The following is a 20,341-nucleotide window of genomic DNA, read 5'->3' as shown; positions in this document are numbered from 1 at the left end:
TTCCCGAGGATGCGCGCGGGCGTGTGCTCGGCCGGTTCGTCCGCCTGGAGGAGGCGCGTTCCCTGCCGGGCTTCGGTCTCGGGCTCAGTCTCATCAACGCGGTGGTGCGCCTTCACCAGGGCACGCTCGCCCTGGAAGACAATCGGCCGGGACTTCGCGTCGTGATGACCCTCCCGGCCTGAGACTGTTCGCAAAACTCTCGGTGACGGCCCGTTCCCGCTCACGGCACGACGGCGCAGCTGAGACTTTTTGAGAGATACGAAGCAGGCTCGCGTTGGCGAGCCCATGCTCCATCTGTTGGTTGAAATCTGACGGATGGAACCGACGGCCTCGGTCCGCTCCCGACCCCTTGCAGACGTTCAGCCAAGGCTTTACGCGCTAGAGTTCCGCCACTATCCGAGATGGACGCCGCAATCCCGGGCTGATCTGGTTGGCGGAGAGGGGAATTTTGTGGACTGGCTGCCAGCGGAAACATTGGCTTTCGCATTCGTACGACATTTTGGACTGATGCTGCTCTGCGCTTGGATGGCGATACGATACGCTTGGCGACGCGAACTATGGACGGCATTACTTTGTGCCGTCGTGGCCCTAGAACTCTTTATATCGGTACCGAACCGACTCGTTCATACGACCTACGAGTTGGACAGCACGGTCCAGCCGATGCGCTAACCTCTTCCCTGTGTTTTATGAATCTTCAAACGAGCGTTCGAGCCATACCATTGCGGAAGGCAAACACCGGTGCCAACCTTGGCACGCTATCCAAATTGCTCTCTTACCCTTAGAGTTGCGAATGCGTGTAACAGGACTTAATTTTAGGGGAGACCTCGCCAAGCTCACGGATGAGGAAATTGAGAAACAATTCGAACAGTTAATCGCCCAACGTCGCGCTCTCGGGGCGATGATTGACAATTTTGATAACGTTGGAAATAGATGGCTATACGATCAAGGACTAGGTGTTCCGTTTGGGCGCGGCCCTGTTCGCTCACCCGCCATATATAGGCTCATTGCCTTTTTCTACGCCTGTTCTTTCAAGAAGGGGCTTGGCCGTCTGTACATGATCGACTGTGAACTCAAAGACATCATGGATGAGTGCAGGAGAAGGATAGCGGCAAGGTCCCGCCATCGGGGCGAAGTCCGCTAATTACCCTTAAACGACGGAAGCCTCCGATAATGTCCATTACCTGATTGTGAACTTACGGTAGAACGGCTTGTTGAGCAAACAGGGTTTGTTCGCGCAACTTGGGAGTAAGCCATTGATCTTCGCCGTAATTGGAGTGTCACTAGCGCTTACTATGACATTAACTACTAAGCGCTTTTTGCTTTTATCTGCGGTCCTGATTGCTCTCATAGATGCGCTGGCGATATTAATATTGTTTGGATTAAATCCGATAAACTTTCTTATCGTTTACCCCCTGATTGCTGTTTTGGTGGTAAGTATTGGAGCGCTTTTCGGAATTGGTGCAAAAACTATTAGTATTAAGCTTTCATTGTCGCGAAAGCACCCGCTCAATTACATTCTTCTAGTAGTGGCCGCTTTTTCTGCAGCTTGCATGTTAGTATGGCTTGTAACTAAAATGTACTAGCTTGGTCGTTGGTGGAGTTGCGCCATAAGGCAGTAGGTCGGCTATCCACCCATCGCGGACGCTCAAGGCGGGTACCATCCGTCAGATTTCCACCACGAGCTTGGGCTTTTGAGGTGTCGAGCGTTTTCTGACGTAAAACCAGTGCCCGCTTTTGCTGAACCCGTTGAGCCGGGAAAGGACTACCCGTGACCGAGGAAGCGCCCTTGACCCAGCGCCTGACGAGGGCGCCCGTCCTGATGGATCCCGAGCGTGCGGCGGCGCGGCTCGAGGAGGTCGAGGCCTCGTTCGCCCATCTCGACGAGGCGGGACGAGCGCTGCTTCTCGGCCTCGCCGACCATTCCCCCTTCCTGTGGCGCTGCGTGGTGCGAAACCCCGAGCGCGTCGCCACGATGCTGGAGAGCCCGCCCGAACGCGTGGTGGCCGACCTCATCGCCCGGCAACGATCCGCCGCACGCGAGGAATCCGGAGAGGTCCGCGATCTCGATGCCGTCGCCGTGGAGTTGCGACGCAACCGCGGTGACCATGCCCTTCTCGTGGCCCTGGCCGATATCGGCGGGTTGTGGCCCCTGGCGACGGTGACCAAGGCGCTCTCCGACTTCGCCGATGCCTCCGTCCATGCCGCGGCGGACGCCCTGTTGCTGCAGGCGGCCGAGGCCGGGCGGTTCTACCCCCGGGACGCCGCCGATCCGCAGGTCGGATCCGGCCTCGTCATCCTCGGTCTCGGCAAGCTCGGGGCCGGAGAACTCAACTATTCGAGCGATATCGACCTCGTCGTGTTCTTCGATCCCGATATCGCCAAGCTGAAGGAGGGGCTGGCTCCGACGCCGTTCTTCTCCAAGCTCGCGCAGGGGATCGCCAAGCTGCTGCAGGAGCGCACCGCCGATGGCTATGTGCACCGCGTCGATTACCGCCTGCGCCCCGATCCCGGATCGACGCCGACGGCCATCTCGCTGAATTCCGCCTATCTCTATTACGAGAATCTCGGCCAGAACTGGGAGCGCGCCGCCTATATCAAGGCGCGCGCGATCGCCGGGGACATCGCGGCGGGCGAGCAGTTCCTGGCGGGCTTGCGGCCCTTCGTCTGGCGCAAGTATTTCGACTTCGCCTCCATCGCCGATGTCCATGCCATGAAGCGCCAGATTCATGCCGTTCGTGGACACGACACGATCGCCGTCGCCGGTCACGACATCAAGCTCGGGCGTGGCGGCATCCGGGAGATCGAGTTCTTCGTCCAGACCCAGCAGCTCGTCTTCGGCGGGAGACGGCCGGACCTGCGCGGCCGCCGCACCATCGAGATGCTGGCAGCTCTGACCCAGGAAGGCTGGATCGACGGCACCGCGCGCGACGAACTGGGGCAGGCCTACGATTTCCTGCGCACCATCGAGCATCGCCTGCAGATGGTGAACGACGAGCAGACCCAGCGCCTGCCGATGGACGCGGCCGGGATCGCGGCGTTCGCGCGCTTTGCCGGTTTTGCCGATGCGGAGGCGTTCGAGGCGGACCTGATGCGCCACGCCCGGCGGGTGCAGGCGCATTACGCGCTGCTGTTCGAGGCCGAACCGGACCTGTCCTCATCGGTGGGGAATCTCGTCTTCAGCGGGACGGACGACGATCCCGCGACCCTCGCCACCCTGCGGACCCTGGGCTTTGCCGATCCCGAGCGCGTGGCCGAGACGGTGCGCGGCTGGCATTTCGGACGTCGCCCGGCCGTCCGCACGGCGCGGGCCCGCGAAGTTCTCACCGAACTCGTCCCGGCCCTGATGCAGGCGCTCGGCGGAACACCGAACCCGGATGTGGCCCTGGACACCCTCGACCGGGCCTTCGCTCGGATGCCGGCGGCGGTGGAACTCCTCACCATCCTGCGTTCGAACGACCGGCTGCGCCTGCTCTTCGCCGACTTGCTCGGGAGCGCGCCGCGCCTGGCCGAGACCGTCGCCTTCAGCCCCCATGTCCTCGATACGGTGATCGACCCCGCCTTCGTGGCACCGACGGTGGATGCCGCCGATATCGCCGCGCAATATCGTGGGCTGGTCGGCAAGCCGGCAGCCTACGAGGATTTCCTCGACCGCAGCCGGGATGCGGCGCGGCAGTTGCGCTTCGTCACCGGCGCGCGACTGCTCACGGGTATCCTGTCGCCGCAGGCGGCGGGGCAGGCCTATGCCGGCATCGCCGATGCCGTGGTGGAGGCAAGCCTCGACGCGGTGTCGCGCCAGTTCTTCATCGAGCATGGGGAGGTGCCCGGGGGGCGTTGTGTCGTCCTCGGCCTCGGTCGGCTCGGCGCCAACCAGATGACGGCGGAATCCGACATCGACCTCGTGGTGCTCTACGATTTCGATTCGGAAAACCGGACGAGTCTCGGGCCGAAGGCCATCGACGCGGTCATGGCTTACAACCGCCTGACTCAACGCCTCGTGGCGGCGCTGACGGCGCTGACCCGGCGCGGCGGTCTCTACGAGGTCGACCTGCGCCTTCGGCCGGGCGGCGGGCAGGGGCCCGTGGCGGTGCAGGTGCGGAGTTTCCTTCCCTATCAGCAGGAGGAGGCCGATCTGTGGGAGCACATGGCGCTCACCCGTGCCCGGGTCATCGCCGGGGATCGGAGTCTCGGCGACGACGTGATGGCGCAGATCCGGACCATCGTCGGTTTGAAGCGCGACACGGCGGAGGTCTACCGCGCGGTGCGCGAGATGCGCCAGGTCGTGGCCGGCGAGAAAGGGTTTGCGGGACCGCTCGATCTCAAGCTGGCCCCGGGCGGATTGCTCGATCTCGACTTCATGGCCCAGGCCCTGACCCTGGCCCATGCCGAACGCCATCCCGGTCTCGTCGGTCTGGATGCATCGTCCGTCTTCGCCGAGGCCGGCGATCTGGGCCTTCTACCGGTGAACGAGGCCCGTCGACTCGGCGAGGCCTATCGCATTGTCGACGACGCGCTCCATTGGCAGCGGCTGATGGGCGAGGCGGAGTCGAAGGCCGGCGAGTCGGTGGCGCTGACGCGACTCGCCATAGCCATGGGCCTGCCGGATGCCGCGACCCTGGCGGCGGAACTCGACGAACGCCGCGCCGAAGTCAGATTGCTGTTCGAGCGCCTGCTCGGCTGAGGATCGCTGGCCCACTCTCGCGGGTCCGCCGTACCGGAATCGGACCCATCCGCCGCTTCGTCGGAAATTGTGGCCGATGGCGGTCGAACGGGGGGTGCGATGGCGGTGATTTCAGAGAAGATCACGCGCCTTGGCCAGGGCCACGAGGTCGTGCTGCGGCCGGGCGCCGATATGCTGGATCACCTCCGCCGCCGCCAGGGCGCCGAGCCGGGCGCTCGACACATAATCGAGTCCGCGAGCGTGGCCGGCGAGGAAACCCGCCGCGAACAGATCGCCGGCGCCGGTCGTATCCACCACCTCGTTCACCGGCGCGGCCTCGATGGAGCGGATCTCACCGCCCTTCACCACCATCGCGCCCTCGGCGGACCGGGTGACGAGGCCGAGGAGATGCATGCCGCGCTGGTTGCGCTCGTCGCGCAGGGCCTTGATCGCGGCCTCGTCGTCCTCCGTCTCGTAGAGGCTCTTCAACTCACTGATATTGGCGAACAAAATGTCGATGCTGCCGTCACGGATGAGGCCGAGAAATTCCTCGCGGTAGCGGCCGACGCAGAACGCGTCGGACAGGGTGAGCGCGACGGCGTTGCCGGCATTGTGGGCGATCTTGGCGGCCTTGCGGAAGGCATCCTTGGCCGCCGGCGGGTCCCAGAGGTAGCCCTCGAGATAGACGGTGCGGGCGCTTGCCACGGTGGCCTCGTCGACATCGGCCGGCGACAGGCCCTGGCAGGCGCCGAGATAGGTGTTCATGGTGCGCTCGCCGTCCGGCGTCACCAGGATGAAGCAGCGGGCCGTGGCCGGTCCTTCCGATGCGGCCGGTACAGCGAAGGAGACGCCGGTCGCCTTGAGATCGTGAGCGAAAAGACCGCCGAGCTCGTCGTCGCGGACCTTGCCGATGAAGCCGGTCTTCGCGCCGAGGAGAGCCGCGCCCACCGCGGTGTTCGCACCCGAGCCGCCGGAAACGATGGTGGCCGGTCCCATCACCGAGAACAGGCTCTCCGCCCGGTCCTCGTCGATGAGCTGCATGGCGCCCTTGGGGACGCCCTGCTGTTCGAGAAACCTCTCATCCGTCCGCGCGATCAGGTCGACAATGGCATTGCCGAGGACGAGAAGGTCGAGGGGAGCGGTCATCGGGCATCCTGTCTGGCGCTGGCGATGCTGCAGGCTGTGGCATCGCACCCAAGGAGGGTCAAGCGAGGGTCGGGTGGCTTAGGTCCGCGAAGACGGCGCCTATTGCAGCGCCTTCACCTCGCACTGCGCGTAGTCGCTACTCGCCTTCACATAGGCGTTCAGTGCCTTCACATAGGCCTCGGCCAGGGGGCGATAGGCCGCGATCTGCAGGTTGTAGGCCTTCACCGTGTCGTTGAACGTGTAGGCCTCCCAGCCGGGGCATCCGCCCTTGGCGTCGAGGCAGGCCGGCTTGGCGGGAGCGGGCGGCTTCGTCGGGCGCGTCGCCGGGTCCGGCGGCACGGCCTTCGTACATTCCGCCATAGCGAAGGACGGCAGAAGCGCTGTCAGGACGAAAGCCGTTCCGAGAAGCCTGACACGCATCGCTGGAATTCCCTCACGTTCGAGACGCCCGCTCACCAGGACGGCGCTGAGCTTGTGCGTGAGGGATTGGCCTGTCGCAAGCGCTCAGCTCGCCTGGACCGCTTCCTGCGCGGACCGGTGAGGGGCGGGTCTACCCTTTCCGCCGCCATTCATGGCCGGACGCATGATGTTCAGCAGCGGCAGAGCGATGCCGGTGACGAGCACCCACCAGGCCGGACGCAGGCCATCATAGAACTCGAGGTTGGCTCCGAGCACCGCGCTAGCCGGCACGCCGCTCTTGAACCCGTACCACGCCGCTTCCACCAGCGCAGTCACGAGCGCCGCCGCGATGGCGAGGCCGAGCAGGGTGATCGCGTTCATTGGAAGACGGTAGCGCTGCATTGCCCGCCATCCCATCAGCAGAAGGAACAGGCCGGTCCAGTAGACCGGCGCCGACACGTCGATCTTGGCCTGAAGGAAGTAGTGGAACAGGCCGAGCACTGCGATGGCATAGACGGCCTTGTGCAGGCGCGGCCAGGCCTTGCCGAGACGGCGGATCATCCCGTCCGTGGAGGTGATCCCCAACATGGCGAGGCCGACAAGGGCCACGAAGCCGATGGTGAGGTAGAACCGCGAGACGATCTCGCTCACTACCTTCGACAGGATGAAATTCTGGTCGACGATGTAGAGGCCGAGATGGACGACGCCATAGGCGAGGACGGTCAGCCCGAGCATGCGCCGGACCAGGATCAGTTTCGGATAGTTCGCGACCCGGCGCAGCGGCGTCACCGCCAGTGAAAGCAGCAGGAATCGCACGGCCCATTCTCCCGTCCCGTGAATAAGGGCGGTGATCGGCTTCGGCCCGAGGGCGTCGAACCCATAGGCAGCGGCGAGCCAGAGCCCTGGCGCTAGTGCGAACAGGAATGTCGCGAGTTTCAGGCCCGAGACGCGGCCGGCGCGATCGCGCCAGGGTGCGGAGAGAGCAGGTTTGGCCGGCATGAAGATCCGTCAGCGAAAAGTCTTCGCCCTCAGATAGGCGAACGTGGGGAGGATAGGGGGTGGCTCGGTCACACGTTCGCGCGAGACCGCCTCCTCCATTCGCATGCCGTCGACAGAAGGTTACCTCTCCGCCGTGCCGCTGCGGCGCATCCGCGGGGCCTCCCGTCGCCGTGTCCGGATGTGATAAACCCCGCGATGCCCCAGCCAAAGCCGTGAATCGTGTTCATGTCAGCATCCGCCTTGCCCGACCCGATCGATGCCATGAGCGCCGAGGAGGCTCGCGCCGAGCACGCCGCTTTGTCCGAACAGATCGCTGAGGCGGACGGGCTCTATCACGGAGAGGATGCGCCCGAGATCACGGATGCGGAGTACGACGCCCTCCGACGTCGCCTCGAGACCATTGAGACCCGCTTCCCGGATCTCGCCGGCACCGGACAGGCGAGCGCTTCCGTGGGCGCGCAGGCTTCTGAGAAATTCGCCAAGGTCCGGCACGCGGTGCCGATGCTGTCGCTGGGCAATGCCTTCGCAGACGAAGAGGTCCACGATTTCGTGGCCCGGGTCCGTCGCTTCCTCAACCTGCCCGATGAGCCGCTCGCCTTCACCGCCGAGCCGAAGATCGACGGCTTGTCCCTCTCCCTACGCTATGTGGAGGGTAAGCTTGTCACGGCGGCTACGCGCGGCGACGGCGAGGTCGGCGAGGATGTGACCGCCAATGCCCGAACCGTTTCGGGCATCCCGGAGACGCTGGCGGGGACTGACTGGCCGGAGATCTGCGAAGTGCGCGGCGAGGTCTATCTGTCGCACGCGGATTTCGCCGCCATCAACGCCCGTCAGGAAGCCGCGGGAAAGGCGCTCTTCGCCAATCCGCGCAATGCGGCGGCCGGGTCCCTGCGCCAGCTCGATTCCCAGATCACCCGCTCGCGGCCGTTGAAATTCTTTGCCTATGCCTGGGGCGAGATGTCGGCGATGCCGGAGGCGACGCAGCACGGGATGATCGCGGCCTTCGCTTCCTGGGGATTCGCGGTGAATGACCGCACGGTGCTCTGCCCTGACGTTGAGGCCATGCTGACGCATTACCGTACCATTGAGGAGGATCGCAGCGGCCTCGGCTACGACATCGACGGCATAGTCTACAAGGTCGACGATCTGGCACTTCAGCGTCGCCTCGGCTTCGTCTCGCGCAGCCCGCGCTGGGCGCTGGCGCATAAGTTTGCCGCACAGAAGGCCTTCACGATTCTGGAGGCCATCGAGATCAATGTCGGCCGGACCGGGTCGCTGAATCCTTTGGCGCGCTTGAAGCCGGTGACGGTGGGGGGCGTCGTCGTCTCGAACGCAACGCTCCATAATGAGGGCTACGTCCAGGGCGTAGGCGGCGACGGTGAGCCGATCCGTGACGGCCGCGATATTCGCGTCGGTGATACGGTCATCGTCCAGCGCGCTGGCGACGTGATCCCGAAGGTAATGGATGTCGATCTCGCCAGGCGGCTGGCTGATGCGAAACCTTACGTCTTCCCAGAGCGCTGTCCCGCCTGCGGCAGCCGCGCCGTCCGCGAGGTCAATCCGCGTACTGGTCAGCGAGACGCGATACGCCGCTGCACCGGTGGTCTCATTTGCCCCGCGCAGGGGCTAGAGCGCCTGAAACATTTCGTCTCGCGCAACGCCTTCGATCTCGAAGGCTTCGGCCAGACCTACATCGAGGTGTTGTTCGAGGCCGGCCTCATCAAACAGCCCGCCGACCTGTTCCGCCTTGAGTTCGCATCGCTGAAGGAGGCCATCGTCGCTCGCCGCGAAGCGCTTTCGGCCGAGCGCCGCGCCGAGGGTGAACCGCCGCCGAAGAAGGCGAAGAAGAAGGGTGACGACGAGGACAAGGCGATCAAGAACCTCTTGGCCTCCATCGATGAGCGCCGCAGACTGCCCCTCAACCGGTTCCTATTCGCTCTAGGCATCCGCCATATCGGCGAGTCCACCGCCAAGGCACTCGCCAAACGCTTTCTGGATATGCCCGGCCTGATGCAGGCCATCGCCGCCGCTGCTGCCGCTCAGGCTGGACCGGATTGGCTCGAACTCTCGGCGGTGCCGAGGGTCGGACCGACGACTCGGGACCGGTTGCTCGAATGCGGCTTCCCGGGCGAGGCGGAAGGCGGTGAGGCCGCGACGGGCCGGCGTCCGACCACGGCGCAGCGGGTGAACCTGATCGCCCATTACGGCGACGAGGCCGCAGTGGGAGCGGCCGTCGCCCGAGCCCGTAATCAGCGTCCCGGGGATCCCTACCGGGTCTTCGCTGACGATGGCGAGATTGGCCCCGTGGCGACAGATTCTCTCATCGCGTTCTTTGCCGAACCGCACAATGCCGATGCGGTCCATGCGCTCCTCGATGAGGTAAAGACCGAGCCGATGGCAGCGTCTGCCACGGCGACTGCTTTCGCTGGAAAGACCGTGGTCTTCACCGGCTCTCTGGAGCGCATGACCCGTAGCGAGGCCAAGGCAACAGCCGAGCGACTCGGCGCCAAGGTCTCGGGCTCGGTTTCGGCCAAGACCGATCTCGTCGTCGCCGGGCCGGGAGCGGGCTCCAAACTTAAGGATGCCGAGAAGCACGGGGTCAAGGTGGTGAGCGAGGAGGATTGGCTCACCATGGTAGAGACGGCGTGACGACGCTCGCTATCGATTTCGAGACGGCCAACGAGCGGCGCGACAGCGCCTGCGCGGTCGGCCTCGCCTGGATAGAGTGCGGGGCGGTGGTACGGCGTGAATCCCGGTTGATCCGCCCCCGTGAAGTACGCTTCTCGCCCGGCAACATTCGTGTGCACGGCATCCTGCCGGCGGATGTCCGCCAGAAACCAGAATTCCCGGAGGTGATGGCGGAGTTTCTGCCGGATCTCTCGTCCGGGCTGGTTCTCGCTCACAATGCTGGCTTCGACATGGGCGTGCTCCGCGCCTCGCTCCACGCCTATGGCATGACCGTTCCGGCCTTCGCTTCGCTCTGCACCCTCCAGATCGCCCGGAAGGTCTTTCCCGCACCGGAGGGATGCGGCCTTGGCAAGGTCGCCGCCCGGCTTGGCATCCGTTTCGAGCATCACGATGCGGGCGAGGACGCCTACGCTTGCGCGGAGATCGCCCTGGCGGCGGCGAGGGAGCATGGCACGCCCGACATTTCTGCCCTGGCGAGGGCAATCCACCTGCCGATCACGCGGCTGCCGGCCGGTTATGCCGAGCGGGAAACGCGCTCGTTCGAGGCGCCCGGCCCGCAGAGCGCGGCGATGCGGTTTTCCGTACGTGGGAGCCGCGGTAATCTCTACGCAGTGACCGTGGAGGATCACCCGGGCGGCCCGCGCCTTCGCTGCACCTGTATGGCGGGACGCTACGGCGTCGCCTGTCGCCACGCCAAGGCACTTCTCGTCGGCGATATCACCGATCTCGTGTCCGGCAACCACGCGGACGTGGTCGCCCTCAGCCGGATGTTCGACGAGGCCACTATGTTGCGGCCTCGTGCACCCGAGGCGTTTAAATCACCTTGAGCAGGGCGTCGACGCCTGAAATTTCGGTCTTGGCCGGGGATTCCTCGACGTTGAGAACACGTACGACGCCGTCATCCACCAGCATGGAGTAGCGCTTCGAGCGCGGCCCGAGGCCGAAGCCGGCCCCGTCCATGTCCAGGCCGATGGCCTTGGCGAACTCGGCATTGCCGTCGGCGAGAAACTCGATCCCATCAGCGTTGCTGGCCTTCTGCCAGGCTTCGAGCACGAACACGTCGTTGACCGAGGTGACGGCCACGGCATCGACGCCGCGTGCCTTGATCTCTTCCTGCTTCTCGACGAAGCCGGGGAGGTGGTTGCGGTGACAGCTCGGCGTGAACGCGCCGGGCACGCCAATCAGAGCGATGCGGCGCCCCTTGAAGATGTCGTCGGTGGTCTTCGCCTCGGGGCCCCCGGCGCCGCTCACACGAAATGTCACCTGGGGAAGGTGGTCGCCAACCTGGATCGTCATCCGTCGTCGTCTCCTCGGATCGCCTGGAGCCCATGCCCGGTCTTGTGGACCGATTCTGACACCACGTGGTGCGCGAGCCCATGGGCCAACGGCACCATGATGGCCCTTCTATGGGCGAGAAGGGTCTAGCCTGTGCCCATGAGCGTGTCGAGGCGGCCCTCGGGGAGGCCGGCCCCGTCCACATTCCAGCGACGGATCGCGACCGTATCCAACGAGAAGGGGGAGGATACGGCGCACAGCTTCGCCGAGTCGATGTCAGAAGCGGGATGCGAAAAGCCGTTCCAGTTCCTCAAGCCCAGGGAAGGCCGAGAAGGGATGAAGAAGTGAGATGACGTAGTCCGCTCGACGCCGCCGGTTTAGGCTTCGTGGGGACTGTTCCTCGCCGTGTTCACAAAGCGGGGAACGACGATCGTCGGGTCGATGCCAATCCGGAAAGGCATCTGTCACCTGAGTTTCGATTCTGCCCGGCTATCGCTCATCGGGAACCCTGAGCATGCCACAAGGCTAAGGACCACCGGACCCGCTTCGATGCTTGAACCATCGAAACTCAGGAACCTCGGAAGGCCCTGAGAAAAATTCCTCACTTCCCGTCGCCTGAGCGGTGAGAGTAAGGTCGCCGTTCTTATCATCCCGAGGGACCGGATAGCATCCCCGCTGGACAAGCCATTTGGCCCAGGTAGCATGATGCGATGCGATATGATCCGGTTTCCGCCTATCTCGACGGTCAGTTCCTGGTGGCAATGCCCGGCCTCACGGACGAGCGCTTTGCAAGGTCGGTGATCTATCTTTGTGCCCATTCAGCCGATGGGGCGATGGGGATCATCCTGAACAAGCCAGCCAGCGACCTGAACATGCCCGACCTCTTGGTCCAATTGGACATCGCAAGTGAGGACGACGCGATCCGCCTGCGCGAGAAGGTCGGCCACATTCCGGTGCTCATGGGCGGTCCAGTAGATGCCAAGCGCGGCTTCGTGCTTCACACCGACGACTTCCACATCGACCAATCGACACTCATTATCGATGACGGGATCTGCCTGACGGCGACAGTGGAAATTCTGCGAGCCATCGCGAATGGAGCGGGGCCGGCCAGCGCAGTGCTGGCTCTCGGCTATGCCGGATGGCAGGCAGGGCAGCTTGAGAGCGAGATTCTTGCCAATGGCTGGCTCAACTGCCCGGCAGACCCGGAGATGATCTTCAATGCCGCGCTTGAGACGAAATACGAGCGGACCCTGCGCAGCAATGGCATCGACCCGGCGATGCTGTCCTCCAGCGCAGGCCGGGCTTGAACGGCATAGGCTCGGCTCGCATCACTCTCCGAACGGTGAACCGTCGCCGTCAGGGTTCATCCCTTCTACTGCCGGCTTCGCCTTGCGCGGCCTGGGCGTCGTGCTCGCCGTCGGTGTGCTCGTATTGGCACCAAGCCTCGCCGCGAGGGAAAGGGCTCGGGCTTCGGTGAAGCGCACGTTGCAGAAGCCGTGGGCGCCCTCGCGAGCGTAGGTCCGGCAAGTCTGCTCCCGGTCTGAAGAGAAAGCCGCCTGTTCGGTGACGATAGTGCGGACGTCCTGCCCGCGGGCACGCTGGGTCATCACCTTAAAATTGTCGCGCACCGCCTTGTCGGCGACGCCTCGTCCGGAATCGAATTCGGCGGAGCGAGGGATCAGCGTCGCGGCAGCGGGCCCCCACAGGCCGACCGGAGTGGTGGCGCAATCGGCGGCTGCGAAACTGCAGACTCGGTTGCTGCCCAGCGGCGTCACCAGCACGCTGCCTTCCAGGATCTCGAACCGGAGCGGGCATTCACCGCCCGCGATCTCGTAGCGCGCCACGCCCTGAGGGCGTCCCTCTGAGGAAAGGGAGATCGGCGATCCGCCCGAGAGCGGAACCTTGCAGGTCTCGTTCGGCTGCGAAACCTTGGTGCCGGGCAGCGTGATCCGCGCCGTTGCCGCGCCGCCGGCTCTGTCGATCTTGAGGCTGCCGGTCAGGCCGTTCAGCATGAGTTCCTGGCCGAGAATGTTGTCATCGCTCGGCGTCTTGAGAACGACGGGGCGCAGGGGAGCGGGAGCGGCCTTCGGAGCCTCCGATGCCGTTTCTCCCGCCGTGCCCGGCGGCAGCAGTGTCCCCGGCTGAGGCGCCCCGGCTGGAGGTACTCCACGGGGCGGCACAGGAGGCTTGGCCGCCTTGCCGATGCCGAACAGCTCCTCGAAGAAGTTCTGCGCGCTAGCTTCGTTAGCCGGGAGGGCGACGAGGGGTAGTACGAGGAGAGAGGGGAGCAAACGGAAGGCTCGGGATGGACGCATCAGGTCTTTCATGCCTCTGAAGCTCGCAGCACCGGACCGGTAGACGGTAAAGGAGCGACGGGCTCTCGTTCTTGCATCAGCTATTTCGAAACCCGGGGTCACATATGGGGCTGACGCTTACGACGGCAGACCGATTCCGCTCCGCATTGACGGCCCGGAAGCCGGTCTTCCATCATCGAGACTAGCACGCGATCGATGGCGCGGACGTGGCGTCCCTGCAACATTTTTTGGGTCCATGCCGCTAAAAATCGGTCATCCCCTGTACGAACGTCCTGATCCGTAATGGAGATAGGGGGGCGTGGCAGTTCGGAGCGTGTCGCCTTGCGGCCCCGCATCACCCTTCTTATATCCGGCGGGACGCGGGATTAAGACCTGGATGAGCGCGTTTCAGGCGCTTTGGCTGGTTCGAATTCCGCTCTCACAATCTTTCGTTCTTCACCGCCATGGGCCGGGCCGCTTCGGGGCTCGGCGGTCTGCTTGACCAAATGACATGAGAGGGATCCCGCCATGGGTAAAGTAATCGGCATCGATCTGGGCACCACCAATTCCTGCGTGGCCGTCATGGAAGGCACGCAGCCCAAGGTCATCGAAAATGCGGAAGGCGCGCGCACCACGCCGTCCATCGTCGCTTTCCTCGACGACGGCGAGCGTCTCGTCGGCCAGCCGGCCAAGCGCCAGGCGGTCACCAATCCTGAACACACGTTCTTCGCCATCAAGCGTCTCGTGGGCCGCACCTACGACGACCCGATGACGCAGAAGGACAAGGGTCTCGTGCCCTACAAGATCGTTCGCGGCGATAACGGTGATGCCTGGGTCGAGGCCGACGGCAAGAAGTATTCCCCCTCGCAGATTTCGGCCTTCACGCTTCAGAAGATGAAGGAGACCGCTGAGGCGCATCTCGGCCAGCCGGTGACGCAGGCCGTTATCACGGTCCCCGCCTACTTCAACGATGCTCAGCGTCAGGCCACCAAAGACGCTGGCAAGATCGCCGGCCTCGAAGTGCTGCGCATCATCAACGAGCCGACGGCGGCCGCTCTGGCCTACGGCCTCGACAAGAAGAAGACCGGTACGATCGCAGTCTACGATCTCGGCGGCGGCACCTTCGACGTGTCGATATTGGAGATCGGTGACGGCGTCTTTGAGGTGAAGTCCACTAACGGCGACACCTTCCTCGGCGGCGAGGATTTCGACAACCGTGTCGTCGAGTACCTGACCTCCGAGTTCAAGAAGGAGCAGGGCATCGACTTGACTAAGGACAAGCTCGCCCTCCAGCGCCTCAAGGAGGCCGCCGAGAAGGCGAAGATCGAGCTGTCCTCGGCGACGCAGACCGAGATCAACCTGCCCTACATCACGGCCGATGCGACGGGGCCGAAGCACTTGGCGCTGAAGCTCTCTCGCGCCAAGTTCGAGAGCCTCGTGGACGACCTCGTCCAGCGCACCATCGAGCCCTGCCGCAAGGCGCTCAAGGATGCCGGCGTTTCGGCTTCCGAGATCGACGAGGTGGTTCTGGTCGGCGGCATGATCCGCATGCCGAAGATCCAGGAAGTGGTGAAGTCCTTCTTCGGTAAGGAACCCCACAAGGGCGTCAACCCGGATGAGGTCGTGGCCATCGGCGCGGCGGTCCAGGCCGGCGTACTCCAGGGCGACGTGAAAGACGTGCTGCTCCTCGATGTGACCCCGCTCTCGCTCGGTATCGAGACCTTGGGCGGTGTATTCACCCGCCTCATCGACCGCAATACCACCATCCCGACGAAGAAGAGCCAGACCTTCTCGACAGCCGAGGACAACCAGAACGCGGTCACCATCCGGGTCTTCCAGGGTGAGCGTGAAATGGCGGCCGACAACAAGATGCTCGGTCAATTCGACCTGATGGGTATCCCGCCGGCCCCGCGTGGCATGCCGCAGATCGAGGTGACCTTCGACATCGATGCCAACGGCATCGTCAATGTGACGGCCAAGGACAAGGCGACGAACAAGGAGCACCAAATCCGAATCCAGGCCTCGGGTGGCCTCTCGGATGCCGATATCGACCGGATGGTGAAGGATGCCGAGGCCAATGCCGAGGCGGATAAGAAGCGTCGTGAATTAGTCGAGGTAAAGAACCAGGGTGAGAGCCTGATCCACGCCACCGAGAAGTCGGTGAAGGAGTATGGCGACAAGGTCACGGCCGATGACAAGGGCGCGATCGAAACCGCCATGACCGCCCTTCGCACGGCCCTTGAGGGTGACGATGTCGAGGTCATCAAGTCTCGCACCACGGACCTGATGCAGTCGTCGATGAAGCTCGGTGAGGCGATGTATGCCGCCAGCCAGACTTCCGAAGGCGGGGCCGAGGGCGCCGACGGCCAGGAGCCCAAGAAAGACGACGTCATCGACGCCGACTTCCAAGAAGTCGATGACAAGGACCAGAAGAAGCGGGCATAAGGCCCACGCTGCATGCGGGGCTGGAGTGATCCGGCCCCGCATCATGTCTGGTCGGCGACAATGGCGTGATCCCGAGACGATCAGTGCGATCCGCCAGGGACTTTTGAGGACGGGGAATGTCGAAGCGGGACTACTACGAGATTCTTGGGGTCTCAAAGACCGCGACCGACGGCGAGATGAAGGTCGCCTTCCGCAAGCTGGCTATGACTTATCACCCCGATCGCAATCCAGGGAATGCGGAAGCGGAACTCAAGTTCAAGGAAATTAACGAGGCGTACCAGACGCTTACCGATGGGCAGAAGCGTGCGGCTTATGACCGATTCGGCCATGCCGCCTTCCAGCAAGGCGGAGCGGGTGGTCCCGGATTCGGCAACGAGTTCGGTGACTTCATGTCGGACATCTTCGACAATTTTTTCGGTGATGGACGAGGCGGCGCTGCGGCGGGTGGTGCGCGCGGAGGTCGCGGTGGCGCGACTCGCGAGCGCGGCGCCGACCTACGCTACAACCTTGAAATCTCCCTTGAGGATGCGTTCGCTGGCAAGACCGAAACCATCACAATGGCGACCGCAGTCACCTGCGAGGTCTGCTCCGGCAGCGGTGCGAAGGCCGGTTCCAAGCCCAAGCCCTGCCAAACCTGCGGTGGCTACGGCCGCGTGCGGGCGGCGCAAGGTTTCTTTGCCATCGAGCGCACTTGTCCGGCCTGTCACGGACGCGGTGAGATCATCGACAATCCGTGCGGCAATTGCTCCGGCGCGGGTCGTGTGACACGGGAGCGCACGCTCTCCATCAACGTCCCGGCCGGGGTTGATGACGGTCTGCGCATTCGTCTGGCCGGCGAGGGCGAGACGGGCCTGCGCGGCGGCCCTGCCGGCGACCTCTACGTCTTCCTCTCGATCAAGCCGCACACTTTCTTTCAGCGGGATGGTGCCGATCTATTTTGCCGGGTGCCGATCTCAATGGTCACTGCCGCCCTGTCGGGGGAGATCACTGTGCCGGTCATCGATGGGTCGCAGACCGAGGTCCGTATTCCCGCGGGCACGCAGACGGCCAAGCAGTTCCGGATCAAGGGCAAGGGAATGCCGGTCCTACGGTCCCGCGATGTCGGCGATCTCTATATTCAGGTTTTCGTCGAGACACCGCAGAACCTGTCGAAGCGCCAACGCGAACTACTCCAAGAATTTACCAGTACGGCCTCGGACGAGAACCATCCTGAAAGTGCAGGGTTTTTCTCCAAGGTCCGCGATTTTTTTGATGGTTTGAGTGGCGTCGCGCGGTCGTGACGGTTCGTGATGTGAGGGATGGCGGATCGAAACGGCTTGGCCCTCGTCTTGGCTGTGGCGGCGCTGCATCGTCGCCAACAGCACGATGCGCTGGTACCGTCCTCTGCCGAGCTTCGACCTTGACGGGCCCTGGCTTTCGTCGTCTAGCCTTAACTTCCCATGCGTGATCTGAGGACATTGGATCTTGCCGCCGCTCCATCGACCCAGCGCTAAAACCTATGCCGCCACCGGTTCGGTCCGTGAACGGCGGGAGCCGCTGGAAGATGAGGCGCGTTTTCTGCGGTCATGGTTCGAGCGGCCCCTCGTCACGGGCTCGGTAACGCCATCCGGCAAGATGCTTGCCCGCATGATGGCGTCCTACGTCGACCCCCGCGTACCCGGCCCCGTCATCGAGCTCGGTCCCGGTACCGGTCCCGTCACCGAGGCCCTGATACGCCGTGGCATCGAGCAGGAGCGGCTCGTCCTGGTCGAGTACAATCCGGATTTCTGCAAGCTGCTGCAGAAGCGATTTCCACGCGCCACGATCCTGCGCGGCGACGCCTACAATATCCGCGAGACCATTGGCGAACTTCTCACCGAGAAGGCCGCCGCCACCGTTTCCAGCCTGCCTCTATTTACGAAGCCACTGGAACAACGCCTCGATCTCCTGAACGCCACGCATACGCTCATGCATCCGGGCTCCCCCTTCGTGCAGTTCACCTATGCGGTGGTTCCTCCCATCCCCGAGCGCTGCAATGCTGGTAGCTATACGGCCAGTCGATCGAGCCGGGTATGGCTCAACCTCCCGCCGGCGCGGGTCTGGGTCTACCGTCGTCCCTGAGGGACAGCCGAACGTCACCTGAAGACGCGGCTCATCCACGGTTCAGCCCATCGCCCCTACTGTCCGATCACAGCGTCGGGATCGCCCCGGCGTCGCAATCGACGGAGGCTGACATGGCGTTTCGCGCATTCGCACATCGGACGAGAGGGTGGCTCGCAGCCGCGGCACTCGCTTTTGGCGTGATCGGCATCGTGCCGGGTATCGTTCAGGCGGCACCGCTTGCTCCGGCTGTTGCCCTGGCTGATCCGGCGCAGACGGGCATCGTTCCGGTCCAGTACGGCTGGGGCGGTCACCACCACCACCACCATCGCCGGCACCATGGCTGGGGTGGCCACCACCGGCATGGCTGGGGAGGGCACCGGGGGTACGGCTGGGGCGGTCATGGTCATCACGGATGGCGTCCGCGCCATCACGGGTGGGGCCACCACCATCATCATCACGGGCACCGCCACGGCGGCTACTACCGCTTTTAGTCAAAAGGTCCCGGCGGTGTCGTCCGTCGGGGCCTCCTTCTTTGGCCTACCGTCGCAATTCATCCAATGGCTAGCGGTAGAGGGGATCGTCTTCGCATCTGCTCCATGAAAAAAGATCCCTATTCATCCTCGCACCCACGTCACACTCCGCCGATGATGAAGCTCGCATCGGTCAGTGCGGCGGCGAGGACGTCGTGCACGATGATCTTGTGCGTCGGGTCGGTGTCGCCGACGAAGGTGACGAGAACGTTCCCATTGTTCAGGTCGGTGATGGTGATGTCGTCACGGTTCTCGACAAAGTCCGAGACGTCGATCAGGTCGGTCCCGACGGTGAACCGATAGACATTGTCCCGGCCCGAATCCGCCTCGAAGACGAAGGTGTCGATACCGATGCCGCCGAAGAGCTTGTCGCTCCCGGAGCCGCCGAAGATCGAATTGTCGCCCGAACCGGCCACTATCCGGTCGTCCCCTGCACCACCCGCGAGGCCGTCGCTTCCTTTGCCGCCGGATATGCGGTCGGCGTCCTGGCTACCCACGATTAGGATGGAATGACCGACCGTGCTTTGGGAGACGATAACCGAACCCGTCAGGTCTTCGTCGCCGCCCACAGCCGACATGTCGAGGAAGGTGCCGTTGCGGACGTAAGTCTTCTCGATGTCGATGACACTTGCGTCGGAGAGCGCAATGATGCCGCTCTCCTCGCTGCCCTGGACAAAAAGCAGATCGGTTCCCTCCCCGCCGTCGATGTTGCTCGGCGTCGCGCCGATCACGAGGCGGTCGTCGCCACCAAAGCCCATGAGAGCGTCAGCGCCGCCATTGCCGTTAAGGGTGTTGTCGCTGCCGTCGCCTGTCAGGCTATCGTCGAAGGCGCTGCCGAGGAGGTTGACGATGCCGCTGAGTCTGTCGCCCGCCCCATCGCCGAGGGAGCCGAATTGTATCGAATCACCGAGGTCGATCGTCACTCCAGCGCCGGAATGGGCATAGCTCGCCGTGTCGTTGCCGCCCCCACCACTGATGATGTCCGCGCCGGAGCCGCCTTCGATGACGTTGTTGCGGGAATTGCCGGTGATCGTGTCGTCATGGTCCGAACCACGGACATTCTCGATGCCAGAAAAGGATTCGCTTATGGTCGCATCGAGATTGCTAGCTTCGGAACGCGACAAGTTGACCGTTACCGAGTCGTCGCCATGCTCGTAGCTCACGGTATCGACACCAGCGCCCCCGGATATCCAATTGATGCCCTTGCCGCCTTCGAGGAGGTCGTTTCCAGAGCCGCCAAAAAGGTAATCGCCGAAGGCGCCTCCAGTTAGGTTCACCCGGCCCGTATTGTCCGCGAAGTCCGCGTACATGCCGTAACTCGCCGCGGTGATCGGCGCTGGCGTGAGGTCCATGCCGAGACTGCGCTGGGCATCCCGGAACATCGAACCGTCACTGGTAATGCCCCAGCCCTCATTCATAACGAAACGGCCCTCGGCATCAGGCCCCAAGCTATAAATTTTGCTTCGATCTCCGTAAATATCTAAAGGATTATTACTAATAGAAACAGGAAATTCTATATCGTAAAAACTATTAAACGAGAAGCCAACAGCAGTCATCACTCTATATCCTTTAACCGAACGCCCAGTCACGTTCTTGTAGTGCTAGTATCATCGCGTAGGGCTTGTACGTCTTGGCTCAGATTGAGTAGGCTCAACATCACACAAGACTCCTTAAGTTTAGGTGTTCGGCTCGTCTGGACTACGCCTTTTTCCAACAGGTGAGGTGGGTATCGAGCAATCTGCTGCTCCCACGGTTAGCGGTATTTTGCATTGGACACGCGCGTTAATGCCGGTCCCCACCGCAGCATCAGTCGGTGATGCCGGCCG

At 63.5% G+C, this 20,341-nt stretch carries 15 protein-coding genes (1 of these 15 running past the window's edge); 9 read left to right on the top strand and 6 right to left on the bottom strand.

What is annotated here, in order from left to right; all coding sequences use genetic code 11:
• Together K368_RS0100960 and K368_RS0100955 are read left to right on the top strand one after the other, a co-directional pair.
• Window positions 1-182, top strand: the 3' end of a protein-coding gene (locus tag K368_RS0100960) for a HAMP domain-containing sensor histidine kinase (protein WP_027170756.1). 1,207 nt of this gene lie to the left of the window's left edge; the window shows 182 of its 1,389 coding nt (coding positions 1,208-1,389); its start codon lies off the left edge, out of view; the stop codon is at window positions 180-182.
• Between the two features lie 1,637 nt (window positions 183-1,819).
• Entirely contained in the window at window positions 1,820-4,678 is a 2,859-nt protein-coding gene (locus tag K368_RS0100955; RefSeq protein ID WP_051439985.1) for a bifunctional [glutamine synthetase] adenylyltransferase/[glutamine synthetase]-adenylyl-L-tyrosine phosphorylase, read from the top strand.
• 111 nt (window positions 4,679-4,789) lie between these two features.
• Here K368_RS0100955 and K368_RS0100950 read toward each other — a convergent pair whose 3' ends face one another.
• The 3 genes from K368_RS0100950 to K368_RS0100940 all read right to left on the bottom strand — a co-directional run bounded on the left by K368_RS0100950 (window position 4,790) and on the right by K368_RS0100940 (window position 7,201).
• The gene (locus K368_RS0100950) at window positions 4,790-5,803 is read right to left on the bottom strand and encodes an adenosine kinase (protein ID WP_027170754.1); all 1,014 of its coding nucleotides are present in this window, start codon (window positions 5,801-5,803) and stop codon (window positions 4,790-4,792) included.
• Window positions 5,804-5,902: 99 nt separating this feature from the next.
• The gene (locus K368_RS0100945) at window positions 5,903-6,163 is read right to left on the bottom strand and encodes a hypothetical protein (protein ID WP_245259653.1); all 261 of its coding nucleotides are present in this window, start codon (window positions 6,161-6,163) and stop codon (window positions 5,903-5,905) included.
• Between the two features lie 144 nt (window positions 6,164-6,307).
• Window positions 6,308-7,201 carry a protein-methionine-sulfoxide reductase heme-binding subunit MsrQ gene (locus K368_RS0100940; protein WP_027170752.1) on the bottom strand — a complete coding sequence of 298 codons (894 nt, stop codon included), beginning with the start codon at window positions 7,199-7,201 and terminating at the stop codon, window positions 6,308-6,310.
• A gap of 225 nt (window positions 7,202-7,426) precedes the next feature.
• Here K368_RS0100940 and ligA point away from each other — a divergent pair, with 225 nt between their 5' ends.
• On the top strand, window positions 7,427-9,850 hold the full coding sequence (gene ligA / locus K368_RS0100935) for an NAD-dependent DNA ligase LigA (protein ID WP_027170751.1): 2,424 nt from the start codon (window positions 7,427-7,429) through the stop codon (window positions 9,848-9,850).
• A complete protein-coding gene (locus tag K368_RS0100930; RefSeq protein ID WP_027170750.1) occupies window positions 9,847-10,716 on the top strand; it encodes a 3'-5' exonuclease in 870 nt (289 codons plus the stop codon). Before ligA ends, K368_RS0100930 begins: the two co-directional genes overlap by 4 nt.
• On the opposite strand, the gene K368_RS0100925 is transcribed toward K368_RS0100930, so the two are convergent.
• On the bottom strand, window positions 10,703-11,185 hold the full coding sequence (locus K368_RS0100925; RefSeq protein WP_027170749.1) for a peroxiredoxin: 483 nt from the start codon (window positions 11,183-11,185) through the stop codon (window positions 10,703-10,705). The genes K368_RS0100930 and K368_RS0100925 overlap by 14 nt on opposite strands.
• Window positions 11,186-11,874: 689 nt before the next feature.
• Between K368_RS0100925 and K368_RS0100915 the strand changes: the two genes are divergently transcribed.
• A complete protein-coding gene (locus K368_RS0100915) occupies window positions 11,875-12,471 on the top strand; it encodes a YqgE/AlgH family protein (protein WP_027170747.1) in 597 nt (198 codons plus the stop codon).
• Between the two features lie 21 nt (window positions 12,472-12,492).
• Here K368_RS0100915 and K368_RS0100910 read toward each other — a convergent pair whose 3' ends face one another.
• Window positions 12,493-13,479, bottom strand: coding sequence for a hypothetical protein (locus K368_RS0100910; RefSeq protein WP_027170746.1), 987 nt, complete (start codon window positions 13,477-13,479; stop codon window positions 12,493-12,495).
• A gap of 507 nt (window positions 13,480-13,986) precedes the next feature.
• Between K368_RS0100910 and dnaK the strand changes: the two genes are divergently transcribed.
• The 4 genes from dnaK to K368_RS0100890 all read left to right on the top strand — a co-directional run bounded on the left by dnaK (window position 13,987) and on the right by K368_RS0100890 (window position 18,476).
• Entirely contained in the window at window positions 13,987-15,903 is a 1,917-nt protein-coding gene (gene dnaK / locus K368_RS0100905) for a molecular chaperone DnaK (RefSeq protein ID WP_027170745.1), read from the top strand.
• A 116-nt stretch (window positions 15,904-16,019) separates the two neighbouring features.
• The gene (gene dnaJ / locus K368_RS0100900; protein ID WP_027170744.1) at window positions 16,020-17,183 is read left to right on the top strand and encodes a molecular chaperone DnaJ; all 1,164 of its coding nucleotides are present in this window, start codon (window positions 16,020-16,022) and stop codon (window positions 17,181-17,183) included.
• A 184-nt stretch (window positions 17,184-17,367) separates the two neighbouring features.
• Entirely contained in the window at window positions 17,368-18,003 is a 636-nt protein-coding gene (locus K368_RS0100895) for an rRNA adenine N-6-methyltransferase family protein (RefSeq protein ID WP_027170743.1), read from the top strand.
• 113 nt (window positions 18,004-18,116) lie between these two features.
• Window positions 18,117-18,476 (top strand): hypothetical protein, encoded by a 360-nt coding sequence (locus K368_RS0100890; protein ID WP_081739472.1) that lies wholly within the window; start codon window positions 18,117-18,119, stop codon window positions 18,474-18,476.
• Window positions 18,477-18,616: 140 nt separating this feature from the next.
• On the opposite strand, the gene K368_RS0100885 is transcribed toward K368_RS0100890, so the two are convergent.
• Window positions 18,617-20,071 (bottom strand): calcium-binding protein, encoded by a 1,455-nt coding sequence (locus K368_RS0100885; protein WP_155934964.1) that lies wholly within the window; start codon window positions 20,069-20,071, stop codon window positions 18,617-18,619.
• Window positions 20,072-20,341: the final 270 nt, after the last annotated feature.

It is taken from the genome of Methylobacterium sp. 10, from assembly GCF_000519085.1.
Lineage (GTDB): Bacteria > Pseudomonadota > Alphaproteobacteria > Rhizobiales > Beijerinckiaceae > Methylobacterium.
This window is presented reverse-complemented; position numbering and strand designations above follow the sequence as displayed.